The sequence below is a fragment of the Aeribacillus sp. FSL K6-8394 genome (assembly GCF_038008865.1).
GTDB lineage: Bacteria > Bacillota > Bacilli > Bacillales > Aeribacillaceae > Aeribacillus > Aeribacillus composti.
Genome location: NZ_JBBPAA010000002.1, coordinates 155,003 through 167,483, shown reverse-complemented (window position 1 = coordinate 167,483; position 12,481 = coordinate 155,003). Strand labels below are relative to the sequence as shown.

Sequence of the window (12,481 nt, the reverse complement as noted above, 5' to 3'; positions counted from 1 at the left end):
CTCTCCCTTCCTTTACTTTTCTGTTATCTCAATCACTTTTCTTGCTATATCTAAATAAATTTTCCCTATTGGATGGTTTTCATTATAAACAGACGGAGCAAAGTCCTCTTCATCCCAGTCCGGCTGCTCAAGCGGAATTTGCCCTAATAGAGGGACCTGCAAATCCTCTGCAAGCTTCTGACCTCCGCCTTTCCCAAATACATACTCTTTTTGGCCTGTTAATTTACTTTCAAAATAGGACATATTTTCAATAACTCCTAAAATTTCGTGCTCCGTTTTAATGGCCATTGCACCAGCCCTTGCAGCAACAAATGCAGCTGTTGGATGAGGCGTAGTTACAATGATTTCTTTACTAGTTGGAAGCAATGTATGCACATCTAATGCAACATCACCTGTACCAGGAGGCAAATCAAGGAGTAAGTAGTCCAACGATCCCCATTCAACTTCTTGGAAAAAGTTATTCAGCATTTTTCCGAGCATCGGACCTCTCCAAACAACAGGCGCATTATCTTCAACAAAAAAAGCCATTGATATGACTTGCACACCAAACCGCTCAACTGGAATAATTTTATCCCCGCGAACGATCGGCCGGTTCATGATCCCCATCATATCAGGAACGCTAAAGCCGTAAATATCTGCATCAATAAGACCAACTTTTTTTCCTAGACGAGCAAGGGACACAGCCAAGTTGACAGATACGGTTGATTTGCCGACCCCGCCTTTTCCGCTTGCTATTGCAATAAAGGTTGTTTTTTCATTCGATAAAATGGAAGGGCTTGTACTATCAGAATAATACTTTTGGACAATTTCCTTTGGAAGCTCCGAAAAACGCAGCCCAACAGTCTCGGCACCCGCTTGTTTAAGCTTTGCAACAATTTGCTGCTGGAGTGTTAACTGCTCGCTTGTTCCCGTTTTGGCAATTGCTATTTTTAAACTAATATGTTTTTTTTCGGGCTTGATTTTTATTTCTTCAATCGCATTCAATTCTTTTAAAGATTTATGTAAAAATGGATCTTCCAACTGTTCGACAATGGACCTTACATCTTCTTCCCGCATCGTATCCACAACCACCTTTTTTCCATAAGACTTTTAATAGTATATAGTATAACACATTTCCAACAGTCCATTGAAAATAGATGCCTGAGAAGAATCCATTTATTCCGGTATTTGCTGTTCATTGGAAAAATAACGCAAAACCCCGTTGTAAATGGCGGCTGCCACTTTTTTCTGATATTCTTCAGAAGCAAGAAGCTCTTCCTCAGAAGGATTGGATAAAAATCCTACCTCCACAAGCGCACCCGGTTTTTTTGCATGCTTTAGTAAATAGACACCGCTTATTGGCTTTGCTTTTCGATCTGTATTTCTTAAATTTTTCCTTAATTCATCTTGGATAAATTTCGCAATAGCTTCATTCTCCTGATATTTTCCGTCATAAAATGTTTGCGCTCCCCTCCATTTTGGAGATGGAATAGCATTTAAATGGATGCTTAAAAACAAATCGGCGTCTGATTCATCAATTAGGCGAACGCGCTTTCGAATATCTTCTGATTTTCTCCGGCTATATCCGTGTGTATCGTCCGAAGCCAAATCTTCATCTTTTTCTCTAGTCAATAACACTAGCGCTCCCTGCTCTTGTAAATAATCTCGAGCAATATTGGCAATTTTTAAAGTTATATCTTTTTCCAGCAGTTTTTTTCCTACTGCTCCTCCATCGGTACCGCCATGACCGGGGTCTAAGTAAATGATTTTTCCTGATAACGGAAGATTCCATGATTTCCATGAATTGAAAAGGGAGAATTGATATTGAATGATAAATACGAGAATTAGAAACCCAGCAATAAACAGTGCCCATTTCAGCTTTTTTTTCACTCCGCATCCCTCCTGCTCGTCCCTTCAATTCAATATATGGAAAAGCATGAGGATTTATGATTACTGCAATTTTAATTTATATCTCTTTTTTCCAGCCAATTCCCACCAGAAAATTGGCGCATTCGAAATTTAACTAATCTGCTCAAACTCGTCATTCTCCCCAACAGATAATATAGCTGTAGAAGCCGTCAACTTTCTGCCATACAGCTGTTTGTGCTTTAATGATAAATCGCTCCTTATCACTTTTCGGTCCTAGATATGAAGTTTAATTGGGGGCAATTGGGGATAATGGAATGCTTCACTTGAAAATAAAATTGTATTTCTGATTCATTTTTTATACAGCGCTTTTTTTCAAAAAGAAACATTTTAGAGTCATAAAAAAAGCTCCCGTAAATATGGGAGCTAAGATGAATGTTACGTTTCAGTTATAACGAGACCGATCAGGCTGGCACGGTCAATTTTATTATTTATATTTGACGGTAACTTTCGTGCTTTTTCCTACATTTCCAGCCTTATCTTTTGCATACACTAGGAGAACTGTTCCGGCTTTTTGTTTTTTGATTGAAACGGAGAAATTTCCGTTTTTATTCGCTTTGCCCGAACCGATTACTTTCTTTCCTGCTTTGACATACACCGTTGAATACGCCTCTGCTTTTCCTGTCACCGAGGAAGATTTTCTTGTTACTTTGTTCACTTTAGGAGCACCCGGCGGTATTTTATCGAGTACCGTCACTTTTCGCGCCGGACTCACATTCCCCGCTTTATCCGTCGCTGTTACGTAAAGAATTGTTCCGGCTTTTTGAGCCGTTTTTAACGAAATTGCGAATTTCCCATTTTTATCTGTCGTGCCGGTGCTCAATACTTTGCTGCCGGCCTTTATTGTTATTTTTGATCCTGCCTCCGCTGTCCCTCTGACCGTTTTATCTTTATTGCTGACCGAATTTACACTCGGAGTACGCGGCGGTGTTTTATCAATTACCGTCACTTTTCGCGCCGGGCTCACATTCCCCGCTTTATCCGTCGCTGTTACGTAAAGAACTGTTCCAGCTTTTTGAGCTGTTTTTAACGAAATCGTGAATTTCCCATTTTTATCTGTCGTGCCGGTGCTCAATACTTTGCTGCCGGCCTTTATTGTTATTTTCGAACCTGCTTCCGATGTTCCCCTCACTGTTTTATCTTTATCGCTGACCGGGTTTACGCTTGGAGTACGCGGCGGTGTTTTATCAATTACCGTCACTTTTCGCGCCGGGCTTACATTCCCCGCTTTATCCGTCGCTGTTACGTAAAGAACTGTCCCAGCTTTTTGAGCCGTTTTTAACGAAATTGCGAATTTCCCATTTTTATCTGTCGTGCCGGTGCTCAATACTTTGCTGCCGGCCTTTATTGTTATTTTTGATCCTGCCTCCGCTGTCCCTCTGACCGTTTTATCTTTATCGCTGACCAGGTTTACGCTTGGAATGCTAGGAGGCGTTTTATCCAATACCGTCACTTTTCGCGCCGGACTCACATTCCCCGCTTTATCCGTCGCTGTTACAGACAAAATCGTACCAGCTTTTTGCGGTGCCCGTAATGGAACAGAAAACTTGCCGTCTGATCTAGACGTTCCTTTTCCTAATTCAATTGTTCCTGATTTTACCGTTATCGTTGCACCCGCCTCCGACGTTCCTGTCACTGCTTTATCTGAATCTTTCACTTCATTGACAGCAGGTGCTGTCGGCGGCGTTTTATCAACCACCGTTATTTGAACCGACTCGCTTTTATTTCCCGCCTGATCCTTGGCATATACGCTTAATACAGTCCCAGCTTTTTGTTTACTGATGGAAATGCGAAAAGATCCATTATTGTCAGCTGCTGCAGAGTTCAATATCTTTGAACCAAGCTGGACATAAACAGTAGTTCCTGGATCAGACAGCCCATTTATAAATGTATCCCGATCACTTACCGGGTTTACTATCGGTTTGCTTGGAGGAGTGGAAGGCTTATTTTCCTCTACATCAAAAAAAGTATAAGTGATGTCATCTCCTTTAGATGCAGGAACAGTTTCATTACCAACAGCCCGTTTTACTATGGCTCCGCCGCCCCGCAAGCTGGCGGATTCTCCCGAAAATATTTTTGGAATTAATGAATCAAAGCCCTCTTCACCATTAAAACCATATATTCCCGTATCTTTCTTCAGTAAAAGGGCGGCGCGGAAGTTCGTCATCAATTTTCCAAATGTAAGGGTAGGGTCGATATATTTTTTCGCTACATTCTCTACTGCTTTATAATCATTATGAGTATCTGTTAAAATCTCTTTGAAAATCTTGTTTCCTTGATTCGCTTGAATTCTGACATATTGTCCAAAAAGATAGGACAAGGAATAGTTAGACAAAGTGTCGCCATTATCATCCCAATACAATAATGAATGACCATTTGTAATGGAGGTAGAAATATTGTAGTAATTAATGGTATTCATTAAAGGTTTTCCAGTATACATGTGTTCAGCTGCCATTGACAAAGCTTCATCTAGCCATGTATCCATTTGGGAGCCATTTTCTATAAATACATTTTGGTTAAAATTCACCATATGTTGAAATTCATGTGCCAATGTTTCGTATGCAGCACTTACATCCTTTTCCGTCCCTGTTCCCATTAAAGGATACGTATCAATATAAAAAATCTCTGATTTGTTGGAGTATGGAATATCATGCAAATCTCCTCCATAAAAGTAACCAGCAATATACCCCCCTAATCCTGCAAAACCATCTTGTATATCATAACAAAGAATGTGAATTTTCCCGTTTCCGTCCACATCGGATTCGCTGGCAAAATTTTGTGTGATGAGCGGATAAATTTTTTGATCAAATTCTTGCCCTAATTTTTGCGCATCAGCTTCTGTAATTTGATTATCATGAACCCATACGTTCGTTTTTGTACCTGAATACAGCAGCTTGGCGCTAATTTGTTTATCTTCATTGGTCGTAAAATCATGCACCCAAAATGTCTTAGTATCGCCAACTTTATTGAGAAACTTTTTGGAGAGAGATTTTTGTTGAAGTTTCTTGTCTTCATGTTTCTCCGTATCAAACGGTCTAATTACATCCAGTTTATAAGCATTCAATCCTATTTTTTTGTTTATCGTATATTGATCATTATTGATCTTGAACTTTCCAGTGGATTGAGGTTTATATACGTCTACGGACTCGTTGCTGATTAATATGTATTTATTTCCTCCAGATGCTGTGTCTGAACTTCTTTCCTGTGCAAAACCGCTAGCTGGCACCAATAATAAAAAAATAAGAACAAGGCATAACGACTTTTTCAACCAACCCATTTCTCCACCTCCCTCTAGAAATGTTGATATATCAAGGTTTCTTGGCATCTTAGGGGTGCCAAAAAAATATTTTTCGACAAAACTCATCACATACTTTTGAATTTTTGTTGATATCTAACAGTCCATGGGTGCGCTTCGCGGCCACTGGATATTTTTGTATTTTTTACTCCAGTGGGGGGATGTGTATGCGACGCACCTTGGATCTCTGCACAACTGATGAGGACGAACCCTCCCATGTCTCTGGGCATCCTTGTGCCAACATTCCTTCGTTCGGTCTCTTCACCAGGCAGAGGCCGGCTAAGCTCCTTAAGGGACTCTAGGTCGAATGGATGAAATCGTGCCAGCTTCTCCGTGTCATCTGGTTGTTCAGACAGTTCTTTTTGCGAAAGGTGGCGACTCTAGGCTGCCTGCGCTTGGAATTGGGAAAAGATATCTTGAATCATTCGTTCCCCATCAAATGCTTGCTGTTTCACACAAACCGCGTATAGTACTTTCAATAGCTTGCCACATAACACGACGATCGATTGCTTCTTACGTAACGGGTTGATTGGGCGTGTCGTATAGTACTCGTGCAACTGACGGAAAGCCTCATTATGGCGAATCAATGGCATCATCACCCGAAATAAAAGGGCGCGTAGCCGTTTTCGTCCTCGCTTCGAGATTCGTTTTTGCCCCTTGTGTTGCCCTGACGAGTTCTCCTTCAGTGTCAAGCCCGCTAATTTGATGAGTTGCCTCGGATCTTGATACTGGGCAAAGCTTCCGATTTCCGATAACAGTTCAATGATCGTCGCATCTCATAGCCCTGGGATCGTTTGGAGCCATTCGTATTCGGCGGTTGTTTGAGCAAGTGCCGTCAACTCTTCTGTGAGGGTTGCGATCTCTTGTTCCAATTGGCGATATCGGCGGACAAGCGTGGCGATTTCGATACGGGCCATCTGTTGTCCTTCCGTTATCCCAATCGAATGGCAGGCTACCTCTAACAGCTTTTGCACTTTCGGCTTCTGTGGGCATTTTAGCGTCTCGCTTTGCCGATAACGCTCCATTAGCCCCTCTACCGTCTGATTCGCAATGTCCATCGGAAATGGCGTTTTCTCTAACACCACCAATGCCATTTTGCCAAACGACGGAAACACCTGCACAAACTCAGGAAAATAACGATCGAGCCAACGAATCATTTGATTTTGGACGGCATTCAACTCTTTTGTCAACGACTCTCGAAACGTACTTCCTGCCCGCAATTCCGCCTCCACCTCATGGAGAATACGCGGATAGCTAAAGCGTCCGTCTTTAACCAGTTTCGCAATGACAAGAGCATCTTTGGCATCATGCTTCGTTGGCAAGTTGTCGTCGAGCTCTTTTGACCGTTTGACATGCATCGGGTTGACCATCACCAACGGGATCCCTTTTTCCTCGAGGAAGTAGGCGAGGTTCAACCAGTAATGTCCGGTCGGCTCGATTCCGACGATGACTTCGGTTTTGCCAAATTCCTTCATCGCTTCTTGTATCGACGCATAGAACTGTTCAAATCCGGATCTCGATTGAATCACAGGAAACGGCTTCTTCAGCACCCGACCTCGTGCGTCAACCATTGACGCATAATGTTTTTGTTTGGCAATGTCCATTCCAATCACTAACGTTTGGTCGGTGACTTGTTCAATTTTGCGATTTTGTGTACAATTCATTGTATAGTCCTCCTTGGTCTGATGTTAGGTGTTTGTTGACACCCCTGCATCATACCAAGAGGACTTTTTTCTTTCAAGTCCCCGAAAACCTTTCTAACAGGAATGCTCTTTATTTATAAAAAATTGATAGAAATATTATAATGGATGATTTTGTATAAGGCACTAAAATTTTTTGAACAGTCACAAAAGTTTTAAGCCTATTCGCCTAAATGAAAAGTGCTAATAAAATCTTTGTGGTAAAGAGAAAAGAAACGTGTGTCAAAGCTCAGCAAAAAAAGCCAAATAAAAAATAAAAGCCGATTTCCTCACCTGCGTTACACAATAGGGGGGGTTGCTCGGCAAATGATAAAAGCTTTTTCTCTCTCTGAAAATCTGGAATCGTTGAAAAGACGTTCATATCGAGATGAACATTTTGAAAACCGCAATTTTTTGTTTTTTAAAAGTTTTCATAACATAGCCACAGTGCATGGATGTCGCCCAAATTGTCCTTACGAGTAATATTTCACATAGGAAATAAAAAACCATTTTGCTTCATTCTTCCTTGCAAAAAATAAGCAGCACTGCCAATAAATCCTGAACTTTTCCTTTTTGAAATAAAAAAGCCAATCAAAAGGCGAATTCAGCAATGGCCCCCGTCAAATCATTTTTTCACAAGCCGTTTTTAGGCATAAAAAAAGCCCGTTCCAACGAAGTTGAAATGAGCCATGCATGAACTGCTTTTAAAGCTTTAGTTTGTATCTCTTTTTTCCAGCTAAAAACCCTTCTTCCCACCAATAATGAATAAAGTGCTGGCATGCCAAATAGATGGATTCCATAACAAAATCATCATTTGATTCCCTTGCCAAATAAAGAATATTGTCAAATAAATTGTTAATAAGCTCTTGTTCTTCCTGTATACAACGTGTATTGGCCTGCTCCATCGATTCCCCGTAATATCCGAACCGGCTGTAGGCCGCTCCCAGCAAAAAAGATTCAATGGCCGAGTGGACACACTCTTCTTCCATTGCAGTTTTATGGAAGCGTTTTTGAAAAAAAGGATTAAACCATTCATCAATCATATTTTTCAATTTGCGAATTGGGAGATCTTTTAACATTTTTCGCTCAGTGAGAAGCTTTTTTTCCTGCCGTCTTTCATTAAAGTCTGTAATTACATTCATCAAAATCTCCTCCTTGTTTTTATTTTTTTCAGTTCACGCTGTTCCATTCAACCACTCCTTTCCAATTGCAAATAAAAAACCACAACAATTTGTTGTGGTTTAAGGTTCGAATCATTAACGTTTTGAAAATTGCGGTGCACGGCGTGCTCCTTTAAGACCGTATTTCTTACGCTCTTTTACGCGAGCATCTCGAGTTAATAAGCCTGCACGCTTTAACGTTCCGCGATATTCTGGATCAGCTTGTAAAAGTGCACGAGCAATTCCGTGGCGAATAGCGCCTGCTTGACCAGTGAAACCGCCGCCTCTAACATTTACTAGTACATCATAATTGCCAACTGTCTCTGTTAAAACAAGCGGTTGTTTAATATCTTCAATCAAAGCTTTTGTTGGAATGTAATCTTCAATGTTCCGTTTATTAATTACGATACGGCCTTCACCAGGAACTAACCGAACACGGGCAACAGAGCTTTTGCGACGACCGGTACCGTAGTATTGAACCTGTGCCAAAATGATAACCTCCTTATTAAATTATCCGCGAAGTTCATAAACTTCTGGTTTCTGTGCTTGATGAGGATGTTCGCTTCCTCTGTAAACATGCAATTTTTTAAACATTTGGCGTCCAAGGGAACCTTTTGGAAGCATTCCGCGAATAGCAAGTTCCAGCATTTTTTCAGGATAGTTGTTTCGCATTTCTAATGCAGTTCTTGATTTTAAACCACCAGGATGCTGGCTGTGGCGATAATAAATTTTGTCTGTTAATTTTTTTCCAGTTAATTCGATTTTTTCAGCATTAATAATAATTACGTGGTCACCTGTATCTACATGCGGTGTAAACGTTGGTTTGTGTTTTCCGCGTAAGATAGATGCAACTTCGCTTGCTAGACGTCCTAAAGTTTTGCCAGCTGCATCAACAACATACCATTTGCGCTCAACTTCATGCGGCTTTGCCATAAACGTTGTACGCATTGTTTTCCCTCCTTAATCGTTCATGTCGAAAAGTCTATTTCAAAAACACGATTATTTTCCGGGGCTAATCGTGGGGCTTGAAATACATACCATATGTTATCTTATCTTTTTAAGATATGAATGTCAAGAAAATGTTACACCTGGATTAGTTGTCATAATAAACTTTCCAAAGATATAGACCGCATCCAGAAACTGTTTTCCCGGCTCTTGATCTATCTTTGGCTGCGATAATTTGTTTTATTTCTTCCGGCTTGCGCTTCCCTTCTCCTACTTCAATCAATGTTCCGACTAAAATACGAACCATATTGTAAAGGAAGCCGCTTCCGACAAAACGGAACGTAATTTCATCTCCTTCTTCCCATATATCCGCTTCATAAATAGTTCTCACTTTATTTTCCGTTTCTGTTTTAGAAGAGCAAAAGCTTGTAAAATCATGTGTTCCAATAATGAAACGGGAGGCAGTTCGAATCGTTTCAATATTTAACGGATTTGGAAAATGGTATGCATAATGACGCCGGAACACATCTCGTTGAAAACTGCGATACAAACGGTAGCGGTATTCTTTCTTCTTTGCAGAAAATCTGGCATGAAAATCTTGATCGGCAAGCTCTGCATTTTGAATGGAAATATCTTGAGGAAGCAGCGTATTCAAAGCAATCGGCCATTTTTCCATCGGAATTTTGAGGCTTGTATCAAAATGAAATACTTGGCCAACAGCATGCACGCCGACGTCTGTTCTGCCGGAAGCAGTAATTTTTATCCGCTCCCCTTTGTGGATTTTCATTAATGCTTCCTCAATCTCTCCTTGTACTGTCCGGAGGCCGGGCTGGCGCTGATAACCGCTAAATCCTGATCCATCATACGAAACTGTGCATTTAATCCTCATTTTTAAAACTCCTAGGCACGCAATAGTAATAAAATAATTGATAACAGCAGGATAGAGGCCATCATAATGGAATCAATCGCTCCCCATTTCAGCTGCCTGATTTTCGTACGTCCTTCACTTCCGCGATACCCCCTGGCTTCCATAGCGGTAGCAAGCTCTTCGGCCCGCTTAAAAGCGCTGATGAAAAGTGGTACAAGCAAAGGAACGATTGCTTTTATTCGCTCTTTTACAGATCCTGATGTAAAATCTACCCCTCTTGCCATTTGCGCCTTTAAAATTTTTTCTGTTTCCTCCAGCAGAGTCGGTATAAAGCGAAGAGAAATAGACATCATTAATGCTAGTTCATGGACAGGAAGTTTAAATTTTTTAAAAGGCTTTAACAGACTTTCCATTCCATCCGTTATTTCGATAGGCGTTGTTGTTAAGGTCAATGTCGTTGTCATAAAAATTAAGAAAATGAACCGAAGAGAGATAAAAAACCCTTGCCGCAAGCCTTCTTCATAAATGGAAAAAAAGCCGAAGCGGAACAGCATGTCCCCTTCTTTTGTTACTAAAATGTGCAGCAAAAATGTAAACCCAACGATCCATATAACAGGTTTTAAACCGTTCCATAAGAAAGAGAACGGAAGCTTCGTCAGCAAAATAATGATGAACGTAAATAATCCTAATAAAAAGTAAGTGATTCCGTTATTGGCAAAAAAGACGATAAAAACATATAAAAAAATCGTTAGCAGTTTTGCACGGGGATCCATTCGATGAATGACTGTGCTGCCAGGAACATATTTTCCGATGATGATATTATCGATCATATACGACACCTTCTTTTAAAAGGGCTTCAATGAAATCGGCCGTTTCCTCTAAAGTCAATGGCTTGTCTTCAACCGTTAAAGAAAATTTTTCTTCAAGCTTCATGACAAATTTAATTGATTCCGGCAAATCGAGCCCAAGCTGCTCCAGTTCCCCAGTCAACCGGAATATTTCCTTTGGCGACCCTTTCATCTTTAATTCCCCTTGGTGCAAAACGGCAATTTCATCAGCGTACTTTGCTGCGTCTTCCATGCTATGCGTTACTAATATTGTTGTTAATTTTTTTTCTTTATGGAGACGATAAAAAAGCTCCATGATCTCATTTCGGCCTTTTGGATCCAATCCTGCAGTCGGTTCATCTAAAACGAGCACCTCCGGCTCCATCGCTAAAACACCTGCAATCGCCACTCTTCGCATTTGCCCCCCGCTTAGCTCAAACGGGGATTGATGAAGGATTTCTTCTCCTAGACCGACAAGCGGCAGCACTTCTTTTACCTTTTTTTTCGCTTCTTCAAACGATGCGCCAAAATTCATTGGACCGAATGCTATATCTTTTTCGACGGTTTCTTCAAATAATTGATGCTCTGGGAATTGAAAGACAATTCCGACCTTTTTTCGGATAGATTTCAAGTTTTTCTGTTTTTCTCCTGCCTTAATCAGCCGGTCTCCAAGTTGAATAGAGCCTTTCGTTGGCAAAAGCAGGCCGTTTAAATGCTGCAAAATCGTTGATTTTCCCGACCCGGTATGCCCAATCACGGCCAAATATGTTCCTTCATGGATATCCATATTGATATCACACAAAGCGAGCCGTTCAAAAGGAGTGTTCATTTGGTAACGATGTTCTAATTGTCGGATTTTAATGTCCATAATTCGTCCACCAGGCTTTCTACATTAAGGTGTCGCGTCGCTAAAGGCACTCCTTTTTCAAGAAGCCGTTTGCTCAGCTTGTAAGAAAACGGAAGATCTAAACCGATGCTTACCAGCTCCTCTTCCAAGCGAAACACTTCTTTCGGAGTTCCCTCCACAAATTTTTTGCCTCCATTCATTACAATCATCCGATCTGCTTTGGCCGCCTCTTCCAAATCATGAGTGATGGAAATGACCGTCACAAGCCCTTTTTCTTTCAATGACCAAATGGTTTCAATTACTTCCCGGCGTCCAATTGGATCAAGCATTGAAGTCGCTTCATCTAAAACAATAATGCTTGGTTGAACAGCCAAAACGCCTGCAATCGCGACCCGCTGCTTTTGTCCGCCAGAAAGATGATGAGGTTCCCGTTCTAAAAATTCATTCATTTTTACAATTTTCGTCGCCCATTCGATTCGTTTTACCATCTCTTCTCTCGGTATACCTATGTTTTCCATACCAAAAGCGACATCGTCCCGTACAGTGGCGCCGACAAATTGATTATCTGGATTTTGAAACACCATTCCAATCCGTTTTCGAATATCCCAAATGGTTTTTTCTGATAATGTGATTCCTGATACAGTAACGGTTCCTTCGTCAGGCAGCAGCAGACCGTTTAGCATCCGGGCCAATGTTGATTTCCCTGATCCATTGTGTCCGACGATGGCCAGCCATTCCCCTTCATACACATCAAAGGAAACATCCGTTAGTGCAGGCTTTTCACTTTCTTTATTATAGCGGTATGTTACATGTTGAACTTGAATGATCGACCGTTCCACAGATGCCCTCCTCCCGCCTCAAGTACAGATGAAGTAAACGCGAATATCATGTCTATAAATATGAGATGCAGAGGCTGCCAAAAGAAAATCAATCCGCTTTGTAAAGTACTTGAAGA

The 12,481-nt window shown here is 41.0% G+C and carries 10 protein-coding genes and 1 pseudogene; all 11 read right to left on the bottom strand.

The window, feature by feature from the left end; genetic code table 11:
• Nucleotides 1-12 precede the first annotated feature (12 nt).
• Complete coding sequence (locus NSR00_RS13255) at nucleotides 13-1,056, bottom strand: Mrp/NBP35 family ATP-binding protein (RefSeq protein WP_063387196.1); 1,044 nt, start codon at nucleotides 1,054-1,056, stop codon at nucleotides 13-15.
• 99 nt (nucleotides 1,057-1,155) lie between these two features.
• Entirely contained in the window at nucleotides 1,156-1,869 is a 714-nt protein-coding gene (gene cwlD, locus NSR00_RS13250) for an N-acetylmuramoyl-L-alanine amidase CwlD (RefSeq protein WP_094244892.1), read from the bottom strand.
• A gap of 463 nt (nucleotides 1,870-2,332) precedes the next feature.
• Entirely contained in the window at nucleotides 2,333-5,182 is a 2,850-nt protein-coding gene (locus NSR00_RS13245) for an Ig-like domain-containing protein (RefSeq protein WP_340789387.1), read from the bottom strand.
• Between the two features lie 398 nt (nucleotides 5,183-5,580).
• Nucleotides 5,581-6,864, bottom strand: a pseudogene (locus NSR00_RS13240) (IS110 family transposase).
• Between the two features lie 719 nt (nucleotides 6,865-7,583).
• Complete coding sequence (locus NSR00_RS13235; RefSeq protein WP_340789385.1) at nucleotides 7,584-8,021, bottom strand: DUF2521 family protein; 438 nt, start codon at nucleotides 8,019-8,021, stop codon at nucleotides 7,584-7,586.
• A 114-nt stretch (nucleotides 8,022-8,135) separates the two neighbouring features.
• Complete coding sequence (rpsI, locus tag NSR00_RS13230; RefSeq protein ID WP_063387191.1) at nucleotides 8,136-8,528, bottom strand: 30S ribosomal protein S9; 393 nt, start codon at nucleotides 8,526-8,528, stop codon at nucleotides 8,136-8,138.
• A gap of 21 nt (nucleotides 8,529-8,549) precedes the next feature.
• Nucleotides 8,550-8,987 (bottom strand): 50S ribosomal protein L13, encoded by a 438-nt coding sequence (gene rplM, locus NSR00_RS13225; protein WP_063387190.1) that lies wholly within the window; start codon nucleotides 8,985-8,987, stop codon nucleotides 8,550-8,552.
• A gap of 145 nt (nucleotides 8,988-9,132) precedes the next feature.
• The gene (truA, locus tag NSR00_RS13220) at nucleotides 9,133-9,873 is read right to left on the bottom strand and encodes a tRNA pseudouridine(38-40) synthase TruA (protein ID WP_063387189.1); all 741 of its coding nucleotides are present in this window, start codon (nucleotides 9,871-9,873) and stop codon (nucleotides 9,133-9,135) included.
• A gap of 11 nt (nucleotides 9,874-9,884) precedes the next feature.
• Nucleotides 9,885-10,682, bottom strand: a complete 798-nt coding sequence (locus NSR00_RS13215) for an energy-coupling factor transporter transmembrane component T family protein (RefSeq protein ID WP_340789382.1) — start codon at nucleotides 10,680-10,682, stop codon at nucleotides 9,885-9,887.
• Entirely contained in the window at nucleotides 10,672-11,547 is an 876-nt protein-coding gene (locus NSR00_RS13210) for an energy-coupling factor ABC transporter ATP-binding protein (RefSeq protein WP_117017135.1), read from the bottom strand. Before NSR00_RS13210 ends, NSR00_RS13215 begins: the two co-directional genes overlap by 11 nt.
• Nucleotides 11,523-12,365 (bottom strand): energy-coupling factor ABC transporter ATP-binding protein, encoded by an 843-nt coding sequence (locus NSR00_RS13205; RefSeq protein WP_094244885.1) that lies wholly within the window; start codon nucleotides 12,363-12,365, stop codon nucleotides 11,523-11,525. Before NSR00_RS13205 ends, NSR00_RS13210 begins: the two co-directional genes overlap by 25 nt.
• Between the last annotated feature and the right edge of the window lie 116 nt (nucleotides 12,366-12,481).

Excerpts from the sequence above, each read along its gene's own strand:
- NSR00_RS13215 (WP_340789382.1), bottom strand. The coding sequence starts at position 10,682 with ATGATCGATAATATCATCATCGGAAAATATGTTCCTGGCAGCACAGTC.
- NSR00_RS13255 (WP_063387196.1), bottom strand. The coding sequence starts at position 1,056 with ATGCGGGAAGAAGATGTAAGGTCCATTGTCGAACAGTTGGAAGATCCA.
- NSR00_RS13245 (WP_340789387.1), bottom strand. The coding sequence starts at position 5,182 with ATGGGTTGGTTGAAAAAGTCGTTATGCCTTGTTCTTATTTTTTTATTA.
- truA (WP_063387189.1), bottom strand. The coding sequence starts at position 9,873 with ATGAGGATTAAATGCACAGTTTCGTATGATGGATCAGGATTTAGCGGT.
- NSR00_RS13210 (WP_117017135.1), bottom strand. The coding sequence starts at position 11,547 with ATGGACATTAAAATCCGACAATTAGAACATCGTTACCAAATGAACACT.
- NSR00_RS13235 (WP_340789385.1), bottom strand. The coding sequence starts at position 8,021 with ATGAATGTAATTACAGACTTTAATGAAAGACGGCAGGAAAAAAAGCTT.
- rplM (WP_063387190.1), bottom strand. The coding sequence starts at position 8,987 with ATGCGTACAACGTTTATGGCAAAGCCGCATGAAGTTGAGCGCAAATGG.